General features: G+C 57.5%; 11 protein-coding genes. 7 read left to right on the plus strand and 4 right to left on the minus strand.

What is annotated here, in order from left to right; genetic code table 11:
• The 4 genes from WCE46_RS05245 to WCE46_RS05260 form a co-directional block, all read left to right on the plus strand.
• Positions 1-756: protein phosphatase 2C domain-containing protein (locus tag WCE46_RS05245; protein WP_424732648.1), on the plus strand; the 756-nt coding region annotated here is incomplete at its 5' end.
• On the plus strand, positions 741-2108 hold the full coding sequence (locus tag WCE46_RS05250) for a protein kinase domain-containing protein (RefSeq protein WP_424732649.1): 1368 nt from the start codon (positions 741-743) through the stop codon (positions 2106-2108). The genes WCE46_RS05245 and WCE46_RS05250, both read left to right, overlap by 16 nt.
• Positions 2105-2947 carry a HEAT repeat domain-containing protein gene (locus tag WCE46_RS05255; protein ID WP_424732650.1) on the plus strand — a complete coding sequence of 281 codons (843 nt, stop codon included), beginning with the start codon at positions 2105-2107 and terminating at the stop codon, positions 2945-2947. The genes WCE46_RS05250 and WCE46_RS05255 overlap by 4 nt, the downstream gene beginning before the upstream one ends.
• A gap of 129 nt (positions 2948-3076) precedes the next feature.
• On the plus strand, positions 3077-3811 hold the full coding sequence (locus tag WCE46_RS05260) for a hypothetical protein (protein ID WP_424732651.1): 735 nt from the start codon (positions 3077-3079) through the stop codon (positions 3809-3811).
• Positions 3812-3943: 132 nt separating this feature from the next.
• On the opposite strand, the gene WCE46_RS05265 is transcribed toward WCE46_RS05260, so the two are convergent.
• The 3 genes from WCE46_RS05265 to ppk1 are packed head-to-tail and all read right to left on the minus strand — an operon-like array spanning position 3944 to position 9247.
• Positions 3944-5554, minus strand: coding sequence for an HD domain-containing protein (locus WCE46_RS05265; RefSeq protein ID WP_424732652.1), 1611 nt, complete (start codon positions 5552-5554; stop codon positions 3944-3946).
• Positions 5551-7161, minus strand: a complete 1611-nt coding sequence (locus tag WCE46_RS05270) for a CHAD domain-containing protein (RefSeq protein WP_424732653.1) — start codon at positions 7159-7161, stop codon at positions 5551-5553. Before WCE46_RS05270 ends, WCE46_RS05265 begins: the two co-directional genes overlap by 4 nt.
• Entirely contained in the window at positions 7148-9247 is a 2100-nt protein-coding gene (gene ppk1, locus WCE46_RS05275) for a polyphosphate kinase 1 (protein ID WP_424732654.1), read from the minus strand. Before ppk1 ends, WCE46_RS05270 begins: the two co-directional genes overlap by 14 nt.
• Before the next feature lie 305 nt (positions 9248-9552).
• Between ppk1 and WCE46_RS05280 the strand changes: the two genes are divergently transcribed.
• On the plus strand, positions 9553-10209 hold the full coding sequence (locus WCE46_RS05280) for an NAD(P)/FAD-dependent oxidoreductase (RefSeq protein WP_424732655.1): 657 nt from the start codon (positions 9553-9555) through the stop codon (positions 10207-10209).
• 50 nt (positions 10210-10259) lie between these two features.
• Here the strand turns inward: WCE46_RS05280 and WCE46_RS05285 are convergent, their stop codons facing one another.
• On the minus strand, positions 10260-10937 hold the full coding sequence (locus WCE46_RS05285) for a DUF2115 domain-containing protein (RefSeq protein WP_424732656.1): 678 nt from the start codon (positions 10935-10937) through the stop codon (positions 10260-10262).
• 368 nt (positions 10938-11305) lie between these two features.
• Between WCE46_RS05285 and WCE46_RS05290 the strand changes: the two genes are divergently transcribed.
• Together WCE46_RS05290 and ilvB are read left to right on the plus strand one after the other, a co-directional pair.
• Positions 11306-12823: a 2-isopropylmalate synthase gene (locus WCE46_RS05290; RefSeq protein ID WP_424732657.1), complete on the plus strand. Its 1518-nt coding sequence runs from the start codon at positions 11306-11308 to the stop codon at positions 12821-12823.
• A partial coding sequence (ilvB, locus tag WCE46_RS05295; RefSeq protein WP_424732658.1) for a biosynthetic-type acetolactate synthase large subunit occupies positions 12820-14270 on the plus strand: 1451 nt, incomplete at its 3' end. The genes WCE46_RS05290 and ilvB, both read left to right, overlap by 4 nt.

Below are 14270 nucleotides of genomic sequence, written 5' to 3' on the forward strand. Positions count from 1 at the left end.
CATGGCGATCCCCGTCACGACCAGAGCCGGGCCGGTTCTGCCCTCGCTGTTGACGCCGCCATCAGCGAACTGGTCTCGTTTTTCCGTTCGTATACGGAGGGGGACATTCCCCCCCAGCAGTTACGGGCCGGCTTCAAAATGGATCTTCCCCGCAGGGTCACCCGGCGCTGGCGGGAACTTGTCGTGCAGGATACCGGCCGGCGGACGCTTCCCCCTTCCCCACTTCCGCTTGCTGCCGGGCCAGATTCGCACTATTCCCGGTATGGGACGACGCTCATTGCTGCGCTTGTCGGACATAGCAGTATTCTTGTCAGCCAGATTGGAGATGGCGACCTCCTGCTTGTAAGACCTGACGGTACGATCGAATTTCCCCTCCCCCGGGACCCGGTTCCTGCTGGTAACGAAACACATTCGCTCTCGTCTCCCGATGCCCACCTTCTCTGGAGAACCGCTACGCTCGACCGTGGCAAGGGTGGGATTCTTCTTGCAGCCACCGATGGGATCTCGGACTCGTTTAACGGGGCAGAAAGTGAAGAATTTTCGATCTTTGTCCACAGTCTTGTCGACAGGATCCGCACGTACGGGGTGGAGGCCGTTGCCGCGGCTATGGTCGGCTGGCTCGACCGCTACTCGGCGGTTGCAAGCGGCGACGACATGACGCTTGTCTGGGCCTGTGTCCAGCCGGAAACGTCACTGCAATCCCCACCCGGACCGGCAGAGACAGATACTCCGGTTTCTGCATGGGAGGACTGGTAATCATGCCGCTTGCAGTCGGCCAGACTCTTCATGCAGAACTGCTCGGGACGACCCTTTCCGTGATTAAAAAGATCGGGGAAGGTACGCAGGGGGAGGTCTATCTTGTCGATGGCCCCCAGGGGTTCCAGACCGTAAAATGGTACAAACCCGAGCAGGCCACCCCGGACCAGCGGACCGCAATCTCCTATCTTGTCCGGACCGGCCCTCCCTACGGGGCCGCAGGGAAACGGTTCATCTGGCCGCTCGATCTTGTCACTGCCGAAGGGTTACAGCAGTTCGGGTACCTGATGACCCGAATCGATACGCAGCGGTTTGCCGAGCTCGGCGAAGTCTGGGCGCATTTAAAACCTGTCCCAGGGCTTGGCGCACTCTCCGAAATCTCCTACCAGCTCGCCAACAGTTACCGGGCTCTCCACCTTTCGGGCCACTGTTACCGGGACATCTCGGCAGGAAACCTGATGTTTGACCCGAAAACCGGTGACGTTTTAATCTGTGACAACGACAACGTCGGTGTCAACCGGCAGTCCCGGTGCCAGGTCTGGGGTACGATGGAGTACATGGCCCCGGAGCTGATCCGGGGGGAGAGTGACCCATCAACCGAGACCGATCTCCATGCGCTCGCCGTCCTCCTCTTTTATGTCTGGGTCTGGCACCACCCGTTCCACGGCACCATGGAATACCAGTACCACTGCTGGGACATCCCGTCAAAAAAACAGGTGTACGGTTTCTCACCGGTTTTTGTCTTCGATCCCGATAACCCGGCAAACCGGCTGCCGGAAGATCCTGACTATGCTGTCGCCCGCAAGCGCTGGGAACTCTGCCCGCCTGAACTTAAGGCCCTGTTTATCCGGGCGTTTACCGATGGGATCAGGAACCCGGGCCGACGAGTGACCGAAGGGGAATGGCAGAGCCTATTTCTTTCCCTGAAAGACCGGCTGGTGCCCTGCCCCTCCTGTCATGCAGAGAACTTTGCTGACATGACACACCCGGATATCTCCTGCTGGCACTGTCACCGCAGGATCGCCTCATCCCCGTTTCTGCAGATCTGCCGGCCGGGCGGGAATTCCTGCCTGGTACTTACACCCGGGACCACCCTCCGGGCACGCCATATCGCACCGGGCTCCGGTATGGACGACGGGTCCCATGCGATAGGCCGCGTCGTCCCCCACCCGTCGATCCCCGGCGCAGCAGGATTACGAAACCTCTCTGACGATACCTGGCAGGCATCATTTCCTGATGGCACGACAACGGATGTGCCCCCGGGAAAGGCTGTCCCGCTTAACCCGAAAACCTCCATAACAATTGACGGCATATCCTGTACCCTCATGCCGCCTTCCCGGGAGCAGCCATGAACGATTCTGTCCGCGCCACGCTCGCACGTCTTGTCACCCGCTACGGCGTCTCAGTCGCATACGATCCAAACCGATGCGAGGGACTGCTCCGGGATACCTGCCCGGAGTGCTCCCGAGAGATTTTCGTCCTCGTACATGCAGTGCGGCAGCATGTGACCGATGATCTTCTCGCCCCACGCCATACGCTTCCCCTTGCGCTCACTGAGGGGTTTCTTGCAAAAAGGCTGGAAGACGAACTTGGATTTTCCGGCGAGGTGTCACGCTGGGCGGTCATCAGCTGGGCAGAAGCCCTCGGGCTTGCGAGCCCAGCTCCGTCAGCATCGACGCCAAAAACGTCTGCCGCCTCAGTACCGTCAGCACAGCACACGACGCCCACCAACCCGGCCCTTCGCGAGCAGTGGGCGGCTGATCTCGACCGTGCCCCGCGTCAGGTCCGGCTCGGGATCATCACAAACCTTGCCGGAGCCCCCGATACGGGGAATCTTCGGCTTCTCATTGGCGCACTGGAGAATGATGACTGGGCGGTGCGCAGCGCAGCGTTCGATGCCCTGTCCGATCCCGGGACGGGTTCTGCTCAGATCCTCATTGACGCGCTGCGCGACACCCCGGACGGGATAGCCTGGCGTGTGGCGCTCATCCTCGGGACTCTGCGGACGCCGGATGCCATTGATGCACTCATCCCCCTGCTCGATCGATCCCCGGTCGTCCGCGATGCTGCGATCTGGGCACTCGGTGAGATCAGGAACAGAAGGGGCGTAACACCGCTCATGAAAATGCTGCACCACCCGGAAACCGATGTCAGTCAGGCCGCAGAGGACGCGTTAAAAAAGATCGGATAAGGTACCTTTTCCTGTACCGAACTGTGGTATCTTGCCATTTCTCTTTTGGGCCGGATTCGATCATTCACCTGTACCGGGAGTATATCCCAACCTTTAAGCAGGGTGATTTATCATAGAGACCTGATTAAAATGAAAAAGCAAAAAATTGTATTCAGTGTTTTTACCGTGGTAATACTGGTGCTGGGAATTTTTAGTGCCGGGTGCACGACCAGTACCGCGAATTCTTCGGGATCCCCCGCAGAGACAGCGGTACAGGCACAAAATACCCCGACCTCATTACCAATAACCGCCACGTCCGCAGTGGTGACGACAACACTTCCGGCAGCTGCAACAACGGCGGCGGTCCAGTATACAACGTACACCAATTCCCAGTACGGCATAACATTATCCTATCCCAGTGACTGGGAAATGCAGGAATCAGGTCAGCTGGCCATTCGGGATTATGGGAGAGATACCATCAACGTTGTAAATTTTTTTAGCCCGGGTAATGACTCGTACGTAACATTCAGCGTCGATGTGGATCCGTCCACGACAACAGATCTGGGAAAATACTATAATCTTGCTGTCATCGCCCTCCAGAATTATTATCCCTACTTGGTGATGACCAAGCACGATGCCCAGCTCGAAGTTTCCGGCAATTTAGCATATAGTATTGATTATCAGGTGCCGCTTGATGACAACATCAATTCGGGTTATGGCCACCAGGTCTATACAATCGTTGAGGGAACCCCCTATATTTTTTCCTATGAGGGTGCGAATATTTCCCCGACAAATGACGTGTATGCAGCACATCTCGGTGAGGCTCAGGATATGATCAGGAGCGTCACCATTTCCCCCGTTACCAGTACCGTAAAGAGCCGGTAAAATACGTCCTTACACGGAAGGGCAGGAAACAACCGGGTGAAGACTATCCCATGGGGAGTTCATGTCTTCAAAAAAGTAAAAAAAGTAATATTACATCCATTCTGATGCTGAAAAACCGGGCGCAGGGCTTTCTTATTTCAGATCCAGACCATTTTCTTCTTTTTCTGTCCGTGGCGAAATTACCTCTATGGCCAGATGTTTTGAGAACACCCTCTCAAAGGCCCGCTGTTCTGCCTCAACACCCCAGACCTCAAGCTGGCAGTCGTTCTCCGCGATAATATCGAGGACGACTTCGTTTTTCTCCACCCTTACGAGCTTGGCATGCTCCACGAGTCCCGCATGGCTGCGGTCCAGGCTCTCGCCCAGCCGGACAAATGTCGCAAGCGCGAGAACCATCCGCTGCTCGCGGTCTGCGATGTCAGTACCATCAAGGCGTTTCTTTCGCGGTTTTTTCTTGCGGTGGAACCGGGCGATATTAGCTATGATATCGATCTCTTTCTGGTCAAAACCAAGCAGTTCGGAATTTTTGATGATATAATACGAGTGGGCATGGTGGTTGGTATAGGAGATAAATGACCCGATGTCGTGCAGGAAGGCGGAATATTCAAGGAGTTCCCGCTCCCAGTCGCCATAATCATGCAGTTTTAACTCTTTTGCGGAATCGAAGAGCTCAAGCACCAGCCGGGTTACGGTACGTGCATGGGACTCGTTAATCCCGCAGGACCGCCCCAGCTGGAGAACACTGCTCTCCCGGGGTGAGAGTTTCCCGAACAGGGGGTAATCCTCCATACGGGAGAGATAATCTACAAGAAGGCCGTCCTGGAGCCCCCGGCTGGTCGTGGTTACGGATTCGAGCGCGAGTTCCTTCATAAACGTCTCGAGGATCACGGCCCCCGCGATGATGATGTCGGCCCGCTCGGGATTGATCCCTGACACTTTCCGGCGCTCTTCAAGCGGGAGCGAACAGAGCAGGTCGATCACTTTTTTGAGGTCCCGGTACGTGAGCACTCCCGGCGGAGAAAGTACATCCGAGTGAAAGGTTTTTTGCGCGATTTCGGCAAGGTTCATGATGCTGCCGGAACTGCCCACCGCGAGATCGATTTTCTCCCGGCGAATCTTCTGGACCGTATGGATAATGGCATTTTTCACGTACTGCTGGACGGTTCTATACTGTTCAGGACGCACGGGCCCGGTAGGGTTGCCGGAGAGAAAATGTGAGGTCAGCCGTATCGCGCCGAGCCGGAAACTTTCAAGCATTTTGTACTGCTGCTGACCCCCGATGGAGATCTCGGTGCTTCCCCCGCCGATATCAATAAAAAAAGCCTGCCGGTCGCCGAGATGCGTCCCGCTTGCGACCCCGAGGTAGATCAGCCGCGCTTCTTCGCGCCCCGAGACGACCCGTACGTCAAGGAGCGCATCGTGCTGCAGCCGTGCCAGCAGTTCTGACTGGTTGGAAGCCTCCCGGGCCGCCGATGTGGCGACCGCGATAAACTCCTCGGCAGAGAACGTGCGGGCGAGATCGACAAACTTACGGCAGACAAGGCAGGTCCGGTCAATGGCCTCCTGCGTTATTTCTTCGTCATCAAACTCGCCTTCCCCGAGGCGCACCTGCTGTTTCTGCCGGGTAAGGATGCTGTACGAGTGGTTGGGATTGAACCTGACAACGAGCATTCGTACAGAGTTTGTGCCGATATCGATGAAGGCGACAACACGTCCGGCTGCCCCGATTGTTTTGGCTCTCACGGTATCACCAGCGTTTTCCCGAATACTTCTGCGAAAAGGTCACTCTTTTTGAGTGCACGGGCTTTTTCCGTTGATACATCCCCGGTGCCGGTAAGGATACACCGTACTTCCGGCCCTTCTGTTGTGCAGTGCAGATCAGTCACGTTTCCCGTATGGAGATAATCAAGGCCGTCAGCGACCCTGAGAAGTGCGGCAAGGCTTCGGACACGTTTTTTGTCAGATGGTGAGAGGAGGAGCCAGAAACCGGCCGGCCTCACCCTTCCGCTCCCCCCGTGAAGCCCGGCAACGAGACTGATGATCCCCTGCTCGCGGACCGGTACCGGCAGGTCGCCGCTTGTGAGGATCAGTTCAGCGCTTTTTTTCTGGTGTCCTGCCTGCCCGGCAGTCCATCCGATATCGTGAACGATTGCCGCAAACGAGAGAAGGTCGCGGTCGCGCCGCCCGAGTCCATGAAGGGGCGCGAGTTCATCAAAGAGCCGGAGGGAGAGCGCTGCCACGTTCATGCTGTGGGTGACGTGATCGGGCGCTGTAGCAGAAAGCCGCAGAACTGCCTCGCGCTCCTCTTTTGTCTCACGGGACGACCGGCGGCCAAATGCCATTTTCTGGCCTTCCAGTGCCGCGACCCGCAGGGCATCACGGAACCCGGTGCGGACAAGGGAATCCCAGTACCGGACAAACTGCCGGTAGAGCCGCGTCCGGCGCCGCTCGCGGTTGACAAGCAGCCTCCGGAGCGGGGCCACTGCAGAAATCGCTGCGCCGGGGAGGGTCCCCACGGGGTGCCTACGGGTATGTTGTTTTATGATCGCACGGGTCATCTGTTCGATCCAGACGTCGCAGTCATGGATGTCGCCAAGGAGATCCTGGATCTTCTTTATGCGGGCGATAGGTTTTTTGAACCCGCGCCGGTAGAGCGGGGCATAGGTCTCCAGCGTGTACCGCAGTTTTTTTGCCGCAATCCTCAGGGCATGGTGCTCGTACACCGCATCCGGGTTGTGCACGAAAGGCTCAAACCGGTCCAGCCCGGCCAGCCGTCTGCCGATCCGGTCGGCAGCACCGGGGAGTATCCCGAAATACCGCTCCCGTTTCCTCCTCTTTCCCGGTGCTGCCGGTGGGGTGCAGGCCTCCCGCAGGGATACCAGTACCTGCGTTTCCTCGAGTTCGTCCAGCACGGAGATTACCTGCTGCTGGAGAACTTTGCGCCGCTTCTGGAGCTGAATAAGGAGTTCGGCAATGGGATCACCCGATGGTAAAGGCGCCGGGACCGGGGTTGTTGCACCGGCCGGTACTGTTCCACCTTGAGTTTTCAGGTATTTTTTTAAAAATGCGATCTGGACATCCGTATCCCGGGCATTACCAAGGGCACGGGTGATTTTTTTTATTTCATGCATCCAGTGCCGGTAGTCCTTCTCCGGGAAACAGGCAGAAAAGAGCGGGAGTGCAGCCCGGAGCCGGCGGGAGGCGACCCTCATGCGATGGACCGGCTCGATATCGTCCGCGGCCCGTACGCCGGCAACCTCTGTCGAGAGAACATCAATAAGGGGCAGGAGCCGGCTTACCCCAAAGACGCAGGGACCGGTCTCGAATACAGCCTGATCAGGTGCCGGCATTGTACCATATCCCGGGGTGTTCGAGGAACCATGACTGTGAATCGACCGGTGCCTCTCCTTTTTGCGGGTGTTTCCGCTCGTATCTCCCGTCACCGGACATCAGCCGCAGCTGCCGGTTATCCCTGAGTTCGGTATCGAGGATGGTTGTAAGGAGCGCTTTTTTGATCGCGGGATTGGTGACCGGGAACAGAACCTCAACCCTGCGGTCGAGGTTCCGTGGCATGAGGTCTGCGCTCCCAAGGAACACGTCGTCATTTCCGCCATTTTTGAAGTAATAGATCCTCGCGTGTTCGAGGAACCTCCCGACAATCGCGCTGACTGTGATGTTCTCGCTCGTGCCGGGAAGGCCCGGCCGCAGGCAGCAGATACCCCGTACCTGGAGTTCGACCTTTACCCCGGCCTGCGAGGCGCGGTACAGTGCGCTGATACAGTCAGGATCGACGAGTGCATTCATCTTGAAGATGAGGTGGCCGCCCCCATGTTCCCGGTGGCACGCGATCTCCCGGTCGATCCCTGATATGATCGTTGTCCGCAGGGTCACCGGTGCAACGGCGAGCTTCCGGTACTGGTCGAACCGGGCATAGCCGGTCAGGAAGTTGAAGAGGTTTGCCACATCGTACCCGATATCCCGGTCGCAGGTGAACATCCCGAAATCAGTGTAGATACGGCTTGTCGTCGCGTTGTAGTTGCCGGTCCCGAGGTGCATGTACCGCCGGATGCCATCTTTCTCGCGCCGGACCACCATGCAGAGCTTCGCGTGCACCTTGAGGCCGACGACCCCGTAGACGACGTGGACACCGGACCGTTCAAGTGCCCGGGCCCACCCGATATTGTTCTCCTCGTCGAACCGTGCCTTGAGCTCGATCAAGGCTGCCACGGCTTTCCCGTTCTCGCGGGCCTCCATGAGCGCCCTGACAATCGGCGATTTCGAACCGACCCGGTATAGGGTGATCTTGATCGCAAGGACGTCCGGATCGTGGGCCGCCTGCCGGATAAAATTGATCACCGGAGTAAAACTGTCATAGGGGTGGAAGAGGAGGATATCCTTTTTCCTGATCGCAGAAAAAATATCTTTCTCTTCGGCAAGTTCCGGCGGGATCGATGGCTGGAAGGGGCTGTCTTTTAAGTCGGGGCGGTCAAGCGAGAGCAGTTCCATGAGGTCTGCCATCCCCACCGGGTGGCCGATCCGGTACAGCATATGGGACCCGATACCCAGTTTCTTTTCAAGCATGTGGCAGGTGCTCTCGTGCATCAGGGAGTCCACCTCGATCCTGACCGGGGTGCCCCGGGCGCGCTGCTCCATGATCTCCTCGACTGTTGTCAGGAGATCGGATGCCTCATCGACTTCGATATCAAGGTCTGCATCACGGGTGATACGGAAGGGCGATGCCCCGACGACTTCGAGACCGGGGAAGAGAAGATCGAGATTCGCGGCAACGAGATCTTCCAGGTACACGAGGTGCACCTGCTTGTCGTCCCGATGCGTACCGGCGCCGTTCTCCGGGACCCGTACAAGCCGGGGAAAGAGACCGGTGGGTACCTTGATCCGCGCAAAGAGTTCCTTTCCCATCGGGTCGCGGATGGTGATCGCAAGGTTAAGAGAGAGGTTCGAAATGAACGGGAACGGGTGGGCGGAGTCGAAGGCAAGCGGGGTAAGCACCGGGAATACTTCCTCGACAAAAAACGTGCGGAGCGCTTTTTTCTGTGCTGCATCCAGGTCCTGATAGGAGTGGATGAAGATACCGGCGCCGGAAAGCAGGGCGAGCACGTCCTGCCAGCAGTCATACTGGAGAGAAAGCTCTGGCAAAAGTGCTTTTTCTATCGCGACGAGCTGTTCCGATGCCGTCATCCCGTCAGGGGGAGCCCTGAGTACCCCCTGCGAGGCCTGCCGCTGGAGACCCGAGACACGGATCATGAAAAATTCGTCAAGGTTGTTTGCAAAGATCGAAAGGAACTTCACGCGTTCAAGGAGCGGGTGCCGTTCGTCTTGTGCCTCTTCGAGCACATGGTGGTTGAAACGGATCCAGCTCAGCTCGCGGTTGATATAGAGTGACGGGGAACCCGACGGAGGTGCGGAATCGGTCATACGATCACCGGAACACTGCACGGATGGTTTCATGCAGATGTCTAATAATGTACTGTGATGGTAGGGAGGCCGGGTTTATCAAGCCTCCACCCGGCAGGAGGTTTATTGAGACCTCATGAGATTGCCGTATCAATCAACAACCGGTAAAATATCATTCATGTCCCGTTTTTTGTTTGTGCTCCGGTGTAACCGGGATCTGTCCTTGATTGTCTCTGCGAGCGAACCTCTACCTCACATAACGGTGGGTGATACGTCCTCATTCAAAGGCTTCATATCCGGTGCAGTCAACTGTATCGTGAACTCTTATGACCGATGCAACATATGGCGCAAAACTCCAGCGTGACGGCACAACCTACGCGATCCAGACCCGGATCCCGGCCGGTGTCGTCACCCCGGAAAATCTAGAAACGATCGCGAAGGTCGCAAAAAAATACCATATTCCCCTTGTGAAGATAACGTCAGGCCAGCGCTTCCTGCTGGTCGGTGTTCAGGAACAGGATATTGCAGCAGTGCGCAGGGAACTTGGCAGTCTCGGGACGGCCTCGATCACGCCCGGCGTACGCTATGTCCAGTCCTGCCCGGGAATCTCGTACTGTAAGAACGGCACGCAGGACTCAATTGCCCTTGCCCGGGAGATCTCCGATGAATACGCGGGAAAAGAATTTCCGGCCAAGATCAAGATCGGTGTCTCCGGCTGTCCGCGGTGCTGCGGGGAGAGCCGGGTACGGGATATCGGTATCATGGGAACAGCGAAGGGCTGGACAGTCTTCTTCGGCGGCCACAGCGGGTTTAAATCCCGCCAGGGTGAGCAGGTCGCCACCTACCTCACATCAGCGGAGGTACGGGACCTGATCCGGGCCCTGCTTAATTATTATAAGACCCATGCGGAGCCAAAGGAGCGGAGCTCACGATTCCTTGAACGGGTAGGAACGGAATGGATCGGGAATGTGAAACCGGTATAAGGGAGATCGTGCTGGATTCAGGACATTCCGGTTAAAAGTGGTCTCCCATCTTATCCGTTGAAATTGTGGTACCGGTAGCAGTTGTCGATAAATTCCTGTTTCCGGTGCTCGCTTGCGTTCATCGGCGGCCTGAGATACCCGACCGCCGGGGTCTGCTGTGCCGGACAGAACGGGCAGAGTGCGGCATCGACATCCCCTGCCTTGTCCCGGACCGGGCAGTAGTACACACCGTCAATAAGTTCGACCCGGTCGCCGCCGGGAAATCGCATGCCCACCGGGTGGCCCGGCTCCTGCCGGACAATCATGCAAAAACCGGCAAGCAGGAATTTTAAGAACCGGAGCCGGAGATCGCCGGTCCCGGGCCGGCACTGTGCGATCACCATATCCCAGTAGGCGCTCTCTGCATCGGTCACCGGCTCTTTTTTTGTCCTGAACGTGCCCTGCTGGTCCATGAGCCGGATTGCCTGATACGTCCCGAGCAGGTGGCCGGTGATTGCCTCTTCAAGTTCTTTTTTGTATTCAGGAGCAAGGTCACGGATCGAATTCCCGAAATTCTGTTCCATCTGCCGGATGTCGCGGGGCAGGTACAGAAGCACGACCCGGGCAATGGCCACACCGAGTTCGCCCCGGCTCTGCATCGTCCTGAAACGGGTGCAGTCTTTACGGATGGCCCCGGCTACCTGTTCAGGCGTACCCTTCCCGGGGTTGTACGGCATATCGGTATTCATAGCGAGAATTCTCCCGTATTTTTTTAGTGATCGTCCCTGTCTGATATTTTATCGGCCCGGCACATGTAAGGGTTCCGCCGGGTTTGGGCATAGCCGGAAAACATTGGTATTTCATAACAAAAATGTCCCCCCGTGTTATATAACAAAATCCGTTTGCATTTTTGTTATGCCATGGGATCTCTGGTGCAGGAAAGATATTTGTGCTTGCAGGGAAACATCCATTCATGGCAGCATCGCATGGATCATCGTATGCTGAGTTTCCCCCCTCTATTCTCGTAATTAGTATTATCGTAATTATTCGGGCGTAAATTTACGTCCGATTCAAATTCAGGATGTGTTATGATATGGGTTCTCTGAATGGTGAAAATATGGGTTTAAATAAATGTTGCTCATTTCCGAACAACATATTAGCCAGTAAACTGCGCTTTTTTGATACCACGTTACGAGACGGGGAACAGACCCCGGGTGTGTCGTTAAACCCGGACCAGAAATTAGAGATTGCGACAAGGCTTGCAGACATCGGTGTCGATGTTGTCGAAGCCGGCTCTGCTGCGACATCCTCGGGCGAGCAGGACGCGATCCGGCTTATCTCGAACGCCGGGCTCCCGATTGAGACCTGCACGTTTGTCCGGGCCGTAAAGACCGATATCGATTATGCCGCGGACAACGGCGCCGATTCGGTCCATCTCGTAATCCCGGTGAGCGACCTGCACATCGAAAAGAAGATGCGCAAAACCCGGGAGCAGGTTGCAGAGATGGCGTGGAACTCGGTCGAGTACGCGAAGAGCCGGGGACTCATCGTTGAACTCTCGGGCGAGGACGCGTCACGGGCCGACCAGAAATTCCTCGCGCACATTTTTTCCGGCGGCGTGGAACGCGGGGCAGACCGGCTCTGTTTCTGCGACACGGTGGGCGTGCTCACGCCCGAGAAGTGCGCCGCATTCATCCCGCCGCTTGCCGGGATCGCCCCGCTCTCGATCCACTGCCACGACGACCTCGGTTTTGCGCTTGCAAACACGGTCGCGGCCTTAAAAGCCGGCGCGACCTGCGCCCACGTGACGGTAAACGGCCTTGGCGAGCGGGCGGGGAACACGCCGTTTGAGGAACTGGTCATGTCGCTCGAAGTGCTCTACAACTACCCGACCGGGATCAAAAAAGAGGAGATCTATTCCCTCTCGACGCTTGTGTCACGGCTCACCGGCGTCCCGCTGCCGGTCAACAAGGCCGTAGTCGGCGAGATGGCCTTTACCCACGAGAGCGGCATCCATGCCCATGGCGTGATCCGGGAACCCTCGACCTACGAATCCATCCGTCCCGAACAGATCGGGAGGAAGCGTCGGATCGTGCTCGGGAAACATTCCGGCTCCGCATCCGTCGAAGCGGCGCTGCACGAGATGAAGTATGCGCCAAATGAGCAGCAGCTCAAAGCGATCGTTGCACGGATCAAGGATCTCGGCGACTCCGGGAAACGGGTGAGCGATGCGGACCTCATGGCGGTTGCCGACGCGGTGCTTGCGATGGAATGCAGGCCGGTCATCCGGCTCAAGCAGTTCACGGTTGTCTCGGGGAGCAGCATGATCCCCACGGCCTCGGTCACACTCGAAGTCAGGGGCAGGGAAACGACCGGCGCGGCAACAGGTGACGGGCCGGTCGATGCCGCGATGCAGGTGCTCAGTAAATCGGTCGCCGATGCCGCGAACATCCGTCTTGAAGAATATCACGTGGACGCAATCAGCGGCGGCACCGATGCGCTCGTGGAAGTGACCGTAAGATTAAGTAAAGACGGAAAGATAATAACTTCAAGAGGCGCCCGCACGGATATTATCATGGCGAGCGTCGAGGCGATGATCGCCGGTATGAACAGACTACTCGAGGAACGAACATGAAAACCGGGGCAAAACTCCTCATTGAAGCACTCCAGCGCGAGGGAACCGATACGATTTTCGGTTACCCCGGCGGCTCGGTGCTGCCGATCTATGATGAACTCTACGATTCACCATTGCGGCACATCCTGGTACGGCACGAGCAGGCAGCTGCGCATGCCGCGGACGGGTATGCACGCGCGAGCGGCCGGGTAGGGGTATGCCTTGCCACCTCGGGGCCCGGTGCCTGCAACCTGGTCACCGGGATCGCGACGGCCTACATGGACTCGGTCCCCCTTGTCGCCATCACCGGCCAGGTGCCGACCACGATGCTCGGGAACGATGCCTTCCAGGAATCGGATATTCAGGGCATCACGATGCCGATCACGAAGCACAATTATCTCGTAAAGGACACCTCTGACATTCCCCGTGTGGTACAGGAAGCGTTCTACATCGCGGGCACGGGCCGACAGGGACCGGTGCTTATCGATCTGCCAAAGGATGTCAACACCCGGTCGGTCAAAGAACCGGTCGTGCCGGAAAAAGTGTCGCTCCGGGGTTACAACCCGACCTACAAGGGAAACAAGCGCCAGATCGACAAGGCGATCGCACTGATCACCGCTGCAGAGCGCCCGCTCATCTATGCAGGCGGTGGCGTGATCTCATCCAATGCATCACCGGAACTTGTGACGTTTGCGACCAGCCTTGGCCTCCCGATCACGACTACCCTGATGGGAATCGGGTGCATCCCCTGTGATCACCCGCTCAACCTCGGGATGCTCGGCATGCACGGGACCGAGTACGCAAACTTTGCCGTGACTGAATGCGATCTTTTGATCGCGATTGGGGCCCGGTTCGATGACCGGGTCACGGGCAAGATCGACACCTTCGCGCCGCATGCGAACGTGATCCACATCGATATCGACCCTGCCGAGATCGGGAAGAACAAGCGCGTGGACGTGCCGATTGTCGGCGACGTAAAATCCGTGCTCACGGACATGATTGACGGGCTCAAAAAGAAAAATGTCTGCGACGCGTGGCAGAAAAAGATCCAGCACTGGAAGCAGCATCACCCGCTCCGGTTTGGGGAGAAGAACGGCTGCCTGCACCCGCAGTTCATCCTCCAGCAGATGAACGAACTCTTGAAGGGCGATGCGGTGATCGTCTCGGAGGTGGGCCAAAACCAGATGTGGACCGCCCAGTACTTCTGCTTCCGCAAGCCCCGGACATGGATCACCTCCGGTGGCCTTGGCACGATGGGCTACGGGTTCCCAGCGGCGATCGGGGCGCACTTTGCCCGGCCCGATGTCCCGGTCTTTGATGTGGCCGGCGACGGGAGCATCCAGATGAACATCCAGGAGATGGGAACGGTGGCGCAGTACAAGATCCCGGTGAAGATCGCGATCCTCAACAATATGTACCTCGGGATGGTGCGCCAGTGGCAGGAGCTCTTCTACGACCGGCGCTACGC

Origin of the sequence: Methanoregula sp., from assembly GCF_049690535.1 — an archaeon.
Classification (GTDB): Archaea; Halobacteriota; Methanomicrobia; order Methanomicrobiales; family Methanospirillaceae; genus Methanoregula.

Excerpts from the sequence above, each read along its gene's own strand:
- WCE46_RS05285 (WP_424732656.1), bottom strand. The coding sequence starts at position 10,937 with ATGAATACCGATATGCCGTACAACCCCGGGAAGGGTACGCCTGAACAG.
- WCE46_RS05290 (WP_424732657.1), top strand. The coding sequence starts at position 11,306 with ATGGGTTTAAATAAATGTTGCTCATTTCCGAACAACATATTAGCCAGT.
- WCE46_RS05280 (WP_424732655.1), top strand. The coding sequence starts at position 9,553 with ATGACCGATGCAACATATGGCGCAAAACTCCAGCGTGACGGCACAACC.
- WCE46_RS05250 (WP_424732649.1), top strand. The coding sequence starts at position 741 with ATGGGAGGACTGGTAATCATGCCGCTTGCAGTCGGCCAGACTCTTCAT.
- WCE46_RS05260 (WP_424732651.1), top strand. The coding sequence starts at position 3,077 with ATGAAAAAGCAAAAAATTGTATTCAGTGTTTTTACCGTGGTAATACTG.
- WCE46_RS05255 (WP_424732650.1), top strand. The coding sequence starts at position 2,105 with ATGAACGATTCTGTCCGCGCCACGCTCGCACGTCTTGTCACCCGCTAC.
- ppk1 (WP_424732654.1), bottom strand. The coding sequence starts at position 9,247 with ATGACCGATTCCGCACCTCCGTCGGGTTCCCCGTCACTCTATATCAAC.
- WCE46_RS05270 (WP_424732653.1), bottom strand. The coding sequence starts at position 7,161 with ATGCCGGCACCTGATCAGGCTGTATTCGAGACCGGTCCCTGCGTCTTT.